Source organism: Micromonospora sp. NPDC049523 (genome assembly GCF_040676775.1).
In the GTDB taxonomy this organism is placed as follows: domain Bacteria; phylum Actinomycetota; class Actinomycetes; order Mycobacteriales; family Micromonosporaceae; genus Micromonospora_G.
On the sequence record NZ_JBFAPP010000006.1, the window covers coordinates 354,028 to 367,286 of the forward strand.

Sequence of the window (13,259 nt, forward strand, 5' to 3'; positions counted from 1 at the left end):
CCTGGCGAATCGCCTCCCGAGACGACCCCGGAAACACGGCGGTGAAGTGGCCGCGACCGCCTTGCGTCGGGGGAGAGTGCCCTGACCGGCGAGTACCCGGGTGGTGCCGCCACCCGGTGGCCACCCGCACGACCGCCGCCGTCGATCACCACGACCGTCGTCGAGAGCACATGGCTCCAAAAAGGACTATCCCGCTGACGCAGGCATCACCGTACGCATCAGTACAAGATCGTGTGGGGCGTCCGGTGCCCCGGATGTGGCGGCTCTGTCGCTCCGGAGGTCTGCACCGGCTTTGCCCCGATATGCTGCACGAATGATCAACTCGTATACGGGAAGTGACGATGTCGATGTCGGCGTGGCGATGGCCGCGGCGGCTGCCGGCGCGAACGTGGTGCGTGACATGTACGGCCAGCGGCTCAGCCGGATCGACAAGGGTGCCGGGGACTTCGCCACGGCTGCGGACGTGGCCGCCGAGCAGGCGATTCTCGACGTCATCCGTGCCCAGCGGCCTCACGACGCGGTGCTCGGCGAGGAGGGCGGCCAGCAGGGCGCGGCTGACTCCGTACGTCAGTGGTTGGTGGATCCCCTGTGCGGCACGCTGAACTACGCCGTCGGCAACATGCTGGTGGCGGTCAACGTGGCGCTGCGTGACGGGGCGGCGGCGGTGGCCGACCCGTTCAGCGGCGAGGTCTTCTTCACCGACGGTGGGACCGCCCTGGTACGGCACAACGGTCTTGACGCACTCCTGTCGCCCACACCTGACACCCGCCTGGTCGACGTCAACCTGGACCCGCCGTTCCCGAACGCACCCGGATTCCGGGCCGTGGACCTGCTCGCCCACCCCGGTTTCGTGGCCCGGTTCCGGCCCCGGGTCGTCTCCACGACGCTCGCGCTGACCTGGGTCGCTGCCGGCAAACGCGCCGCGTACGTCACCGACGGTGGTGACCTGTCCGGGAGCGTGCACTTCGCCGCGGGCATCGCGATCTGCCGGGCCGCCGGCTGTGTGGTCACCGGAATCGACGGCGCCCCGATCGGGCCGGCGGGCCGAGGGCTGGTGGTCGCCGCCGACGCCGATACCCACAGCGAGCTGATGTCCCTGATCCGCCGCCGCTGAGGCCCGGGACGACGGCTGTTGACATCCCCGAACGACCGACATAATTTATGAAAACATCGGATTGATGATGGCCCACGTTACCTGCTGGATGGCGGAAAGTCCGGATCCAGGCGGTAGAGATCCGATGAATGTGTCGGAAGGGAAACCACCGTGCTCGAATCGTCCCGTCGTGACTTCCTCCGCCTGACCGGTGCGGCCGGGGCCGGTCTCGCGATCGCCGGCGCCCGGCCGTTCGCCGCGCACGCCGCACCGGCCCGTCCCACCGAAGCCACACTGGTCCCGGAGGCCCAGGTCACCACGCTCTGGTACCGCACACCAGCCAAAGAGGACCAGATCATCCGGGAGGGCCTGCCGATCGGCAACGGCCGGCTCGGTGCACTGACCGGCGGCAACCCCGCCGACGACGTCGTCTACCTCACCGACGGCTCGTTCTGGACCGGTGGACGCAACGACACCCTGCAGAGCGACGGCCAACTCCCGTACGACGGGAACGGCTTCGGCAGCTTCGGCCTGCTCGCCCAGGTACGCGTCGCGCTGACCGGCCACAACCCGCAGACGTACACGGACTATCGCCGCACTCTCGACCTCAGCAACGGAATCGTGTCGGTGAGCTACCGGATCGGGAAGGCGCACTACCGGCGCGAGGTCTACGCCAGCCACCCGGACGACGTGATCGTCCTGCGGCTCACCCAGTCCGGCGGCGGCAGCCACACCGGTTCCGTGTCCCTGGTCGGCACCCACAGCGAGACCACCACGGCCGCCGGCAGCCAGGCCAGCTTCGCCGGCACGCTGCCCAATGGCCTGAGGTACGCGGCGGCGGTCACCGCGATCGGCTCCGGCGGCCGGATCGGCACCGACGGTTCCAAGGTCACCTTCGAGGGCTGCCGGGAACTGCTGGTGGTGATCTGCGGCGGCACCGACTACTCCCGGGACGCGGCGAAGAACTTCCGCGACCCGGCGGTCGACCCGCTCGCGCTCGCCCGTACGAAAATCGCCTCGGCCGCTCGGGTCCCCGCAGCCGGCCTGCTCGCCACGCACGTCGCCGACTACCGGCGGCTCTACGACCGGATGCGGTTGCGCCTGGGCGAGTCGACGCCGGTGCAGCGGGCCCTGGATACCTGGTCGCGGATCGCCGTCCGCTACACCGACCCGACCACCCCCGACCCGGAACTGGAAGCGATGTACGTCCAGTTCGGCCGGTACCTGAACATCACCGGCTCCCGTGACCGGCTGCCGATGAACCTCCAGGGCATCTGGGTGCACAACAACAACCCGGACTGGTTCGGCGACTACCACACCGACATCAACATCCAGATGAACTACTGGTTGGCCGACCCGGCCGGGCTCGGCGAGACCGCGCACGCCCTGGCCGACTACTGCGTGTCCCAGTTGCCGGTCTGGACCGATGTCACCCGACGGCTGTACAACGACCCCCGCAACCGTTTCCGCAACAGCAGCGGAAAACTGGCCGGCTGGGCGGTCGCGTTCTCCACGAACATCTACGGCGGCAGTGGCTGGGTCTGGCACCCGTCCGGCAACGCCTGGCTGTGCAACTCGCTGTGGCGGCACTACGAGTACAGCCTGGACCGCGCGTACCTGGAGAAGATCTACCCGGTGCTCAAGGGTGCGGCGGAGTTCTGGCAGTCCCGGCTCATCCCGACCACGGTCACCGAGCCGGACGGTACGACCCGCGAGGTGCTGGTCGACGACAACGCCTGGTCACCGGAGCACGGCCCGGACGCGAAGGGCATCACGTACGCGCAGGAACTCGCCTGGGACCTGTTCCAGCAGATCAAGGTCGCCGCCGAGGTGCTCGGCCGGGACCAGGACTTCGCCGCCGAGGTCACCGACCTCCAGTCCCGGCTCTACCTGCCCCGGGTCAGCCCGAAGAGCGGCTGGCTCGAGGAGTGGATGACCCCGGAGAACCTCGGCGAGACCACACACCGGCACCTCTCCCCGCTGATCGGCTTCTACCCCGGCGACCGGATCAACACCGACACCAGCCCGAAGGAACTGGTCGACGGCGTACGGGCGTTGCTCACCGCGCGCGGCATGGACAGTTACGGCTGGGCCTGCGCGTGGCGGTCGCTGTGCTGGTCCCGGCTGAAGGACGCGGAGAACGCGTACCAGCTCTACCTGACCGTGTTGCGGCCGTCGATGAACAACGGCAACGGCACCTCGGCCAACCTGTTCGACATGTACAGCCAGGGCAGCTACACCATCTTCCAGATCGACGCCAACCTGGGCGGAGCCGCCGCGGCGCTGGAGATGCTGCTCTACTCACGACCCGGTGTCATCGAACTGCTGCCCGCGCTTCCGGACGCCTGGGCACCCAGCGGTGAGGTGACCGGCGTCGGCGCCCGAGGTGGCTTCGAGGTGGATCTCGCCTGGCGCAACGGCAAGGTGACCAGCGCGACGATCCGCAGCGTCGGCGGCACCGAAACCGAGGTACGTGCGGGGAACTGGCGGCGTCGGATCACCCTCGAGCCGGGGCGGTCCGTCACCCTGACCCCCGGCCGCTGAGTCGTCGTCACCCGATGGGCCCACCACGATCGTGAGGGGTTCGGCTCCCGCCGGCCGAACTCCTCACGATCGTGCAAACCACCTAACGGCGTCAGCCTGGGACCGGATCATGTCGTCGGTCTGCCACCGATCTCGGTGCCATTCGCATTTATGTCATGTTGGCTGGCACCTATGTGCCCGTTTTGCTGATAGGTCGTGCCTTGCTGCCATGATGAAGTGGTGCCCTCGATGTTCCTTTGGGCAATGAAAGGCTGGCGCGGGTGAGTGAGTTCGCTGAGCACGTGCGGCAGGAGATGGTACGCCAGCGGGAGCAGCAGGAAGCGAGTCGGGTTGCCGACGAAAACGATCGCAAACTACATGCGACGCGCGTGGATTCGACCCTTGAGTTGACTCGAAAGATCGTTGGCGAGCTTCGCAATCACCGGGTCGAGATGGACGCCAGTGTTGTGCGGCGGGTGCAGGAAGAGCGGTTCAGAACGACGATATTCGGAAGGAAGGTTCCAGCCGGCCACGACTGGGTGGATGAGCGGCTCGCCGAGGGGTGGTGGATCCTTCGCGAGGAGCGCGCCGACCCGGATTCACGGACAGCGGAACTGATGAGCGGGACGTATATCGTCCTCGCGTCCACGGGCGACGTATGGTACTACGATATCGATGGCACCTACGTACTCCTGGATCGGGTGAAGCGATCCCACCCCGGGAAGGATGCGTCGCAAGCTGATCAGTTGGAGTGGGTGACGTACAAGAGCGCGCTCGGCCGTATCTGGGGAAATCTTGATCGAGGGTTGACCCGGCTTCTTGTAGACAACGGCATAGACGTCGACTTCCTGGACGAGGAGGTGGGGAGGGAGAGCGCCGATTGAGTGGGTGCATCGTCCCCCATTCCCTGACTTGCGTCTCAAGGGCGGAGCGCGTCTTCGGCGTCGGTGGCCGCGGCGAGGATGGCGGTTCGTTCCTCGCGGGTGAAGACACCTTGGCGTACCCAGTTCGCGGAGGCGGCGGTGACCGTCTTCATGAACTCCTGGTGGCTGCCGAACGGGGCCTGGGCCCAGACCAGGTCCAGGAACGTCTGACCCTCACGCTCCTTGTTCACCACCCCCGAGTCGTACGTCGCGAAGACGACCGTCGGTTCCGTACGCCGGAAGTAGATGTGGTGGGCCTGGGTGTCCCCGATGTAGAGCGGGCGCAGGGTGTGGCCGTTGGTGGTGAACGTGCCGGACGTGCCCGACTCGAACGCGGGGGAGATGTCCCCGTCGAGCTTGACCTGCCGGTAGAACGAGAACTCCCGGTACTCCCGCTCCTGGCTCAGCGCCGCCAGCACCACCGGCCCGTGGAACACGGTCTGGGTGTCGGCCCGGTCGAGCGCCTTCTCCACCCGCAAACCGAACGGCATCGAGATCCGGATCGTGTCGCCGGTCTGCCACATCCGCCGCAGCCGCAGGTACGTTCCCGGCGTCTTCGGCCCCAACCGTTCCTGACCGTTGATCCACACCTGGAAGTTCTTCGCCCAACTCGGCACCCGCAGCAGGATGTCGAGCTGTGCCTTGCCGGTGATGGTCAGCCTGCTCTCCTGCTGCCGGGGAAAGTCGGTGGTCTGGGTGACCGTGATCCCCTTCTCGGCCCAGTTCAGGGTCGAGCCGACGAACAGATTGACGTAAAGCGAGCCGTTGTCCGCCGACCGGAAGTAGACGGACTCCTGGTACTTGGTGTGGTTCTCCAGACCGGTTCCGCCGCAGCAGGTGCCGGTGTTGCCGTAACCGCGTACGTTGCCGGGGCTCAGTGGGAGGAAGTAGACGACGTTCGGGTTGCTGGTGCTGTCGGCGTCGCGGCGGGACCCGAGGATGTGGTTGACCAGGGTCCGCTCGTAGTAGTCCATGTACTTCGGGTCAGGATCGTGGAAGAACAGGTTCCGCGCCACCTTCAGCAGGTTGTACGAGGTGCAGGTCTCGGCCCCGCTGCCCGCGATCGAGTTGGCGATGTTGCCCCGAGGCTGGAACAGCTCCGCGTTGGTGTTCGCGGGCAGACCCTCACTGGCCGGCCACGTGCCGCTGGTGCCGCCGTGGGCGTACATCCGGTGCGGGACCACCATGTTCCAGAAGTTCTCGGCGGCGGTGTGGTAGTCCGGCTCGTTCGACCGGTCGAAGACCCGCAGGTAGCCGACGAACTGCGGGACGTGGGTGTTCGCGTGCAGCCGGGTGAGGATGTCGTGGTCCTCCACGCACGCACCGAAGAGAGCCTGTCGGTTGTCGAAGCACTTCGCCGTGGTCAGGTAACGCTCGTCGCCGGTGATCGCGTGCAGGTCGGCCATCACCTCGTTCATGCCGCCGTACTCGCCGGCGATGTAGATCGCCCACATCCGGTTGAGCTGTTCGCGGGGGAGGACCGAGAGTCGACTGTGCACCCAGTCGCCCATCCGGGTCACGATCTCCAACGCCTGCTCGTTCCCCACCAGCAGGTACGCGTCGAGCAACCCGCGCATGATCTTGTGGCAGGTGTAGTACGGCGCCCAGATCGTCGGGTAGGTCGCGAACGACTCCAGCCGGACGAACTGAGTCTCCGGGTACGCGGCCAGGAAACCAGGATGGCTCGCCTGCCCAGTGGCCGCGATGGCGTCCTGACACCTGCCCAGCTCGGTGACGATGTAATCGATCTTGTCCCGGTAGACCTGCTCGCCGGTCGACGCGTACGCCTGGGCGAACATCGTGATCAGATGCCCGCTGAAGTGCCCGCGCAGGTTGCCGGTGGCGTCGTCCCAACCACCCGGCGGTGACGAACCCTCCGGGGTGGGCAGCCCGGCCGTCACCCGGAAGTTGTGCAATACCCGGTCCGCCGAGTACGCCGTCGCCAGGTTCAGTACGCGCGCACGCTTCTCGGCGAAGACCGTACCGCTGGCAAGGGTGACCTGGTCGAGAGCGAACGGCTTCACCACCCAGCTCGGATTCTGGTCCAGGAACCCGGCCTCCGGCGAGCTGGCTGCGAGGGTCGACGTGTCGGAGTCCGGTGCGGCCTGCGCCGCGCTGCCGAGTTGCGGAGCGACGAACGCTCCCACTGTTGCGGCGCTGCCGACTTTCAGCAACCCGCGCCGATCGATAGCTGGACGTGCTGGCGTCACGGTCTACCCCCTGGCATCAGAAGACTCATAGTTAGCGCTAACATCGACGCCGGTACGGCGTTCACCGTGTTAAGCGCTTGTTTCCAGCAACCTAACGCCATCGATGCGTACACCCCACCGAACACCTGTAGAAACTTCGACACTCCTCGTTGAACACCTGCTGAAGTCGTGCCTGCCGGTGCTGTCCGTGCCTGGGTGCTGGCTGTGCTGGTGGAGGTGCCTCAGGTGAGTTGCTGGGCTGGACTGTCTTAGTGAAGTTCACGCGTGGGGGCTCGACGTGTTCACGTGAACATCGCGTATGGGTTGTGCTCCCCGTGACCGCCCCTCCTGCTGTCCACGCCTCCTGGGGTGGGTTCTCCATGATCAGGGAGAGTTTGGCTCGCTATAGCCGGCCGAACTCTCCCTGATCAAGAAAGGGGCGCGGCGTGGGTTGACTCTCGGGTGGGCTGAGACCTGATGCTTGCGGGGTGGAAGACAGGGAACTTCTCAACATTGGCGCGTTTGCGCTGGTCAGTGGCTTGTCGATTGCGGCGCTGCGGCACTACGACGAGATCGGGCTGTTCAAGCCGGCTCGCGTCGACCCCGACAGCGGCTACCGCCAGTACGCGCACGACCAGGTGGAGCAGGCCCGACTGATCTGTGGCCTACGCGCGGTCGACCTGCCCATCGACGAGATCAGGGCGCTGCTGGCGGGGAGCCGTGAGCTTGTCCCGCCGGCTCTCGACGCTCACCGCGAGCGGCTCGTCGCCCAGGTGCGCGAGCTGTCGCAGCGGGTGGTGGCGGTGGACGAGTTCATCGAGAAGGGAGAGCTGATGCCCGCCCTGCAAACCGTGCATCCCGCGCAGATCAGGATCGGGGTGACGGACGTACGGGCTGCGGCAAGCTTCTACACGAAGGCGTTCGATGTCGTCTTCAACGAGGCGATCGGCTCGCTACAGTTCGGCACCCACCACAGTGAGCGGTTCTTCCTCATCACCCTGGAGGAGGCCGCTCCCGACTCGACCGACCGTGGCCGTGCCCACTTCGGGCTGCTGGTGGAGGACGTCGACGCAGCCCACGCCCGAGCACTCGCCGCCGGGGGAGCCGAGGTGCAACCCCCGACCGACTTCACCTGGAAGCCCCGCGCCTCCTGCGTACGCGACCCCAGCGGCAACCTCATCGACCTCTACCAGGGCTGATCAGAGGCAGTCGACCCAATGACACTGCCTTCCGTGGCGTCGAACCATGACTTGTTCGCGGTCCAGTGTCTGACCCATCCCATGAAGCCTGGATCAGCGGTGGTGTAGCCGAACTCCGCGCCGAAGGGCGCGGCGCCTTCGCCGCTGATGTTCCAGATGTGCCCTCGGTGCGGTCCGCTCACGATCAGGTGCCAGTACATGCCGCATCCGTCGGTGCCCAACACGATCGACCCGTCGTTGAAGACCGGCTCACGGAGCGCTTCGACCTCCTCCGACGGCCTGGGGTCGTCCTCCCACAGCCACATCGAGGTCAGCGGGAAGGGTCGGCTCAGCACGCGCTCCGGCCGGTCGTCGCCCCAGTCGTCGGGCAACTCCGCCAGCCCGACCAGCCCGAACTCCGGTGGCCCGGAGTCCGACCCGTCGGAGATCTCCGCGACGAATGTCCGGTAGGGCTCGGGCAGGACAATGCCCTGCGCGCCCTCGAATTCGCGTACAGCGGCCCAACCCAGTGCCGACGTACCACCGTCGTCGACCTGGAAGGCCTCGCGGAGCACCGCGACATCCTCAGGGTCGGCATGATCGTTATTCACACGCGTATACATACCATCTGCGGTCTGGGTCGCAGCGCGACGGTGCTGAGTAGGTGGCGGGCGCCGATGAGAAATAGCGCCGACAGTAGTCTGAGCACGGTCCGGTGAAACGCGCTGCGCGCATCAAGGGAGAGCAACGAGATGAGACCACTTCGATACTCGATCAACGTCACACTCGACGGCTGCTGCCATCACGAGGCAGGGCTCGCCCCCGACGAGGAGTCGATGCGCTACTGGACCGCTGAGATGGAACGAGCCGATGCCCTGCTGTTCGGCCGGGTGACCTACGAGATGATGGAGTCGGCGTGGCGGCGGCCCGCCACGGGCACGTGGCCTGACCGGATGGGCGAGTGGCAGGTCCCGTTCGCCGAGACCATCGACCGGGCGAAGAAGTACGTCGTGTCGAGCAAGCTGAGCGGGGTCGATTGGAATGCCGAGCTGGTACAAGGCGACTTGGGGCAAGCGGTTCAGCGGCTCAAGCAGGAGCCAGGCGAGGGCCTGTTCGTGGGTGGCGTGACGCTCCCCCTGGCGTTGGCAGATCTGGGACTGATCGACGAGTACGTGTTCCTTGTGCAGCCGATCCTTGCCGGACACGGGCCGATGTTGCTCGCCGGTCTGCGCGAGCGCATCCAGCTCGAGCTCGTGGATCGCCATGAGTTCCGGTCGGGGGTGGTTGCAGCGCGATACCGGCCCACGCGAGTAACAGCTTGACGTGATTCGTCCTGGCACATTGGCGGCTGCCTGCGACGGAACGACGGTTCTCGCGCCTGATGCGAGGGTTCGCCCAGCCCCCAGCCAAGATGGTCCAGCGACGGACGAGCCGTGCGACGTAGAGAGCGTGCGACCCGCTGACGAGGGAGTGGCGATCCTCCTCTGGTGACGTCTGTTCGGAGTGAATGAGGAACGCTTAGCATCGTCAGGGGCGGTTTAGGAGTCGTAGGCGTTTGACGACTTGGAGGGTATTTCCTGCTCGGGCTCGGTTGGTTTGGGGCGCTCAGTACGCGAGCTGAGCAGATGTCGACGAAGCGGTAGCGTCGGACCATGACCGATGACAGCCCAGACTCGATGCGTTGGCGGGTCTACGGTGAACGGACTATCTACGAGCACCGGTGGGTACGTCTGCTGCTGGCAGACGTCCAGCCACCGGGAGGTGGTGAGCGGTTCGAGCATCATGTGGTCAGGCTGTTCCGAGCTGTCGTCGCCGTGGTCATGGACGACCACGACCGGGTGCTGATGCTGTGGCGGCACCGGTTCGTCTCCGATCAGTGGGGTTGGGAACTGCCTGGCGGTGTCGTGGATGACGCTGAGGACGAAGCGGTCGCGGCAGCGCGAGAGGTCGAGGAAGAAACCGGGTGGCGCCCAGGCCCCATGCACCGCCTGGTGTCCTACCAGCCGATGACTGGGATGGTCGATTCGCCGCACGCAGTCTTCTTTGCGCGAAACGCCCAGTTCGTTGGTCCGCCGAGCGATCCCCAGGAGATCGGCCGGGTCCAGTGGGTGCCACTCGCTGCGGTACGGGATCTAGCGGCGAAGCAGGAGCTTCTAGGCTCCGGGACCTTGATCGGTCTGCTGCACGTGCTCGCCTTTGGCCCTCCGGCAGACTAGTTGGCCTTTGTGAGGGACAACGTCAGGTGGTCGAGCCGTCGCCGGTGTCGGAGAGATCCCGTCCGGTTTACGAGCATACGGGCTTGTCCCGCCTGGCGTCGCGCTTCGCCAAGCTCACCGCTGGTGTAGTAGGCCTGCCCGAGATCGATGCGGAGACCAGCCTGTGCTCTCGCGAACGTGGGGTCGAGGCGGTCCAGCGCACTATGCAGGTCGGCCAGGGCGCCTGCGTCCCCGAGCTGCGCCAGCGCGTTGCCTCGCCACCTGGCGAGGTGGCTCTCGTTGAGGAAGACGCCGGGTACGTCCGCGTCACGGGATTCCGCGCCGGATGGTAGCGCGGCTGAAGCCTGATCCAACGCCGCCCGGCACGCCGAGTCATCGCCGCTGATCGCGCTCATCTCGGCTTCCGCCGCCGCCAGCCATGCTAGGAGTCGTGCGGGGGATTTACCGTGCGCAGACTTCCGGGCTTCTCGGATGAGTTGTACCGCAAGATTCGCGCGACCCGCGTCAACCAGCACGTAAGCCTGCTCGCCCATGGCGTGGGCAAGCAATGCGGGATTCTCTGCCTCAGCAGCAGCACGGCGTGCGGTTTCGTAGTGCCGCCAGGCTCGATCTACGGCACCGACGTCCAGCGCTTGCCACCCGGCGAGGGTTGAGGCGCTGGCCAGCACCTCTGCGACGGGCCGCCTGGCAGTCGGTAGTACCGCATAGGCAAGCGCGTTCTCAAGGGTTGCGAGATGCGCGTTCATTCGGTCAACAAGAATGGCTGCTCCGAGCTGGCGGTCCATCCTCCGGAAGAGTTCGGTCTGTTGGACGAGAGTGTCGATCATCAGCAAGTCGATGGCGGTTGCTGTCTCGATCCTGTCGGCCAGCTCCGTGTATGCCTCGTCGAGCGAGGGAAGTTCATGCTCGGGGTCCACAGCGAACAGCTCGCCATCAGTCTGCCCGAACACCTCCCGCAATACCGCGCGGTATTCCGGGCCGACCGCCCGGCGACTGTTCTCCCACTCAGAGATGTAGACCTTCAAGCTAGCGGTCGTGACGGTCGGCTGTCCTGCTGCGGCTAGGCGGCGTTCGATCTCATGCACTAGCCGGCTTTGTGACCAGCCGCGGGACAGCCGTGCGTCCCTGATTCGGCTCGACAACTCATGCCTCCTCAGCGTGCAACTCGGTTGGCTTCTCACGGATAAGCATGCCCTGTTGGTTTGATAAATCACAGGGGTTAACACCTAGCTGTTAATAGCGATGACCTATCGCGACAGTGTCAGGCGGAGTTTGCTCGATACAACAGGTACTCACGGTGACGTGCCTGGTCAACGACGACGGATTGGTGTCCTGGGCTGTCGTAGCTGCGGTGATTTTTCGGGCGCTGGCAGCTCTGGTCGGTGCCCGTCTGACGATCGAACAGGGGTTGTCGTGGGTATGCCCGAACCGGGTGACGTGTTGGGGGTGGGAGCGCCCGCTTCGGTCCAGTTCGGTGGTGACAGCGCGATCACCTTCCGGGTCACGGTCGTTTCGAAGCAGCCCACGTACGACGGCTGGATCTGGCTGACCGGATACGTACTCAACCGGAAGGGCGAGGCGACGGAGAAGCGCGAGATTTTCGTACAGCTCGACGGCCTGCGTCTGCTCGCCCGCCCCCACAGGCCGACCCAACTGACCAGCCAACGCGCAACCCCAACCACGACCACCCGCACCCGCCGCTGACCGTCTCCCGTCCGGCGCCGGTACGCCCCGACGAAGCAGCTAGACCAAGAAGGAGAAATGAGAATCGTGACCTCGGCCGTAGGAGTCTCCCGGGTGGTCCAACGACTCACCCGGTTGCGACCCGAGCAGGTTCGGCTCACCCGCTTTCGGCGTACCCGGATCGGGCGTCGCGGACTGGCCGAGGAGCAGGTGTACGCCTTCGTGCGGCGGGTGACGGACGAGTTGGTGGCGCGGGAGGCGACCGAGGCGGCGTTGCGGGAGGAGAACCTTCGGCTCAAGGAGGCGCTGCGCGCCTGGCACACCGAGCAGGCGCGACACCGACCGGTGAACACGGGTCGCTGGACTGAACGGTAACGGAAGGCGACGGGATCGTGGCGAAGATCGTGAAGCACGGGCGCGTACGGCGGTGGTGGAGGCCGTGGCGGGTGGCGTGTGCGTGCGGCTGGCCGTACTACCCCTGTTATTACGTACGCCAGCGGCAGGCCAACCGCGGGGCCGGCGGCGATGGCTGACCAGCCCGCGTTGCACGGCCCGTCGCGTCCCGACTGGGCGTGCATCGCCTGCGGCACGCCCTGGCCCTGCGTGATGAGGCGGCGCCAGTTGAAGGAGCTGTGCCAGTGCGAGCCCGACGTTCTGCGCCGCTATCTGACGCCCTACCTCCAGGTCGCCCGGATCGAGTTGACCGAGCTGACGGCCGAGCAGCTCGATGACCGCTTCCTCGGGTGGTTTGGCGAGTAACGGTCAGATTCTGTGGCAGGGAGGCGGGGCGGGCACGCCGAGGACCTGCGGCGCCAACTCGCGCAGCAGGTCCTCGGTGCGGGGGGCGATGGTCAGCCCTCACAGCTCCTGCGGTGGGGCGGACAACACCGGGCGCACCTTGATCGGCATGTTGAGCGGACGTCCGCCGGGGCCGGGTGCGGTGGAGATGTACGCGGCCAGGTCCACCGCCCGTTGCGGGCTGTCGCAGTCGACGATCCAGAAGCCGGCGAGGAACTCCTTCGTCTCGGCGAACGGGCCTTCGGTGACCACCGGCGTCCCGCCCTCACTGGAACGGACGATCCGGGCCTGCTGCGGGCCAGCGAGTCCCTGCCCGTCGACCCACTCGCCCGCGGCGGTGAGCTTGCCGTTGACCTCGCCCATGAACGCGATGTGCGCCTGGACCTCTTCCGGGGTCCAGTTCTCGATGCCCGGGAAGTCCGTTCCGGCGGCGCTGAACTGCATCAGCAGCATGTACTTCATGGTTTTGCTCCTCACGGCTGCGCACCATCTTCGGTGCTCTCACCCTGAGGTAGAAGCAGCCAGCACCGTTCTCGACATCCCGACGAAAAACCTTTCCACCGAGAATCCACATGGATAAACACGAACAGCCAATGGAGCGCTCCTCGATGTTGGAACCTGTTGACTTCGGTGACCTGCGGGGTGCACCCTCAGCT

13 protein-coding genes are annotated in these 13,259 nt (G+C 66.2%); 9 read left to right on the forward strand and 4 right to left on the reverse strand.

Features of this window, described 5'->3' with window-relative positions; genetic code table 11:
• Nucleotides 1–313 precede the first annotated feature (313 nt).
• The 3 genes from AB0J90_RS12085 to AB0J90_RS12095 all read left to right on the forward strand — a co-directional run bounded on the left by AB0J90_RS12085 (nucleotide 314) and on the right by AB0J90_RS12095 (nucleotide 4,500).
• Entirely contained in the window at nucleotides 314–1,114 is an 801-nt protein-coding gene (locus tag AB0J90_RS12085; protein ID WP_363594939.1) for an inositol monophosphatase family protein, read from the forward strand.
• 150 nt (nucleotides 1,115–1,264) lie between these two features.
• Nucleotides 1,265–3,637, forward strand: a complete 2,373-nt coding sequence (locus AB0J90_RS12090) for a glycoside hydrolase family 95 protein (protein ID WP_363594941.1) — start codon at nucleotides 1,265–1,267, stop codon at nucleotides 3,635–3,637.
• A 260-nt stretch (nucleotides 3,638–3,897) separates the two neighbouring features.
• Nucleotides 3,898–4,500: a hypothetical protein gene (locus tag AB0J90_RS12095; RefSeq protein ID WP_363594943.1), complete on the forward strand. Its 603-nt coding sequence runs from the start codon at nucleotides 3,898–3,900 to the stop codon at nucleotides 4,498–4,500.
• A 35-nt stretch (nucleotides 4,501–4,535) separates the two neighbouring features.
• Here the strand turns inward: AB0J90_RS12095 and AB0J90_RS12100 are convergent, their stop codons facing one another.
• Nucleotides 4,536–6,686 (reverse strand): beta-L-arabinofuranosidase domain-containing protein, encoded by a 2,151-nt coding sequence (locus tag AB0J90_RS12100; protein WP_363594945.1) that lies wholly within the window; start codon nucleotides 6,684–6,686, stop codon nucleotides 4,536–4,538.
• A 530-nt stretch (nucleotides 6,687–7,216) separates the two neighbouring features.
• Here AB0J90_RS12100 and AB0J90_RS12105 point away from each other — a divergent pair.
• Nucleotides 7,217–7,927, forward strand: coding sequence for a VOC family protein (locus tag AB0J90_RS12105; protein WP_363594947.1), 711 nt, complete (start codon nucleotides 7,217–7,219; stop codon nucleotides 7,925–7,927).
• Here the strand turns inward: AB0J90_RS12105 and AB0J90_RS12110 are convergent.
• Nucleotides 7,915–8,529, reverse strand: coding sequence for an SMI1/KNR4 family protein (locus tag AB0J90_RS12110; RefSeq protein ID WP_363594949.1), 615 nt, complete (start codon nucleotides 8,527–8,529; stop codon nucleotides 7,915–7,917). The two genes, AB0J90_RS12105 and AB0J90_RS12110, sit on opposite strands and share 13 nt — an antisense overlap.
• 129 nt (nucleotides 8,530–8,658) lie before the next feature.
• On the opposite strand from AB0J90_RS12110, the gene AB0J90_RS12115 reads away from it, so the two are divergent.
• Nucleotides 8,659–9,228, forward strand: coding sequence for a dihydrofolate reductase family protein (locus AB0J90_RS12115; RefSeq protein ID WP_363594951.1), 570 nt, complete (start codon nucleotides 8,659–8,661; stop codon nucleotides 9,226–9,228).
• Between the two features lie 330 nt (nucleotides 9,229–9,558).
• Complete coding sequence (locus tag AB0J90_RS12120) at nucleotides 9,559–10,122, forward strand: NUDIX domain-containing protein (RefSeq protein WP_363594953.1); 564 nt, start codon at nucleotides 9,559–9,561, stop codon at nucleotides 10,120–10,122.
• On the opposite strand, the gene AB0J90_RS12125 is transcribed toward AB0J90_RS12120, so the two are convergent.
• Nucleotides 10,119–11,207 (reverse strand): XRE family transcriptional regulator, encoded by a 1,089-nt coding sequence (locus AB0J90_RS12125; RefSeq protein ID WP_363594955.1) that lies wholly within the window; start codon nucleotides 11,205–11,207, stop codon nucleotides 10,119–10,121. The genes AB0J90_RS12120 and AB0J90_RS12125 overlap by 4 nt on opposite strands.
• A 334-nt stretch (nucleotides 11,208–11,541) precedes the next feature.
• On the opposite strand from AB0J90_RS12125, the gene AB0J90_RS12130 reads away from it, so the two are divergent.
• From AB0J90_RS12130 to AB0J90_RS12140, 3 genes are all read left to right on the forward strand, one after another.
• Nucleotides 11,542–11,826 (forward strand): hypothetical protein, encoded by a 285-nt coding sequence (locus AB0J90_RS12130; RefSeq protein WP_363595039.1) that lies wholly within the window; start codon nucleotides 11,542–11,544, stop codon nucleotides 11,824–11,826.
• 57 nt (nucleotides 11,827–11,883) lie between these two features.
• The gene (locus tag AB0J90_RS12135) at nucleotides 11,884–12,180 is read left to right on the forward strand and encodes a DivIVA domain-containing protein (protein ID WP_363594957.1); all 297 of its coding nucleotides are present in this window, start codon (nucleotides 11,884–11,886) and stop codon (nucleotides 12,178–12,180) included.
• Between the two features lie 150 nt (nucleotides 12,181–12,330).
• Nucleotides 12,331–12,564: a hypothetical protein gene (locus tag AB0J90_RS12140; protein ID WP_363594959.1), complete on the forward strand. Its 234-nt coding sequence runs from the start codon at nucleotides 12,331–12,333 to the stop codon at nucleotides 12,562–12,564.
• Between the two features lie 99 nt (nucleotides 12,565–12,663).
• Here AB0J90_RS12140 and AB0J90_RS12145 read toward each other — a convergent pair whose 3' ends face one another.
• Nucleotides 12,664–13,065 carry a YciI family protein gene (locus AB0J90_RS12145; protein WP_363594961.1) on the reverse strand — a complete coding sequence of 134 codons (402 nt, stop codon included), beginning with the start codon at nucleotides 13,063–13,065 and terminating at the stop codon, nucleotides 12,664–12,666.
• Nucleotides 13,066–13,259 lie beyond the last annotated feature (194 nt).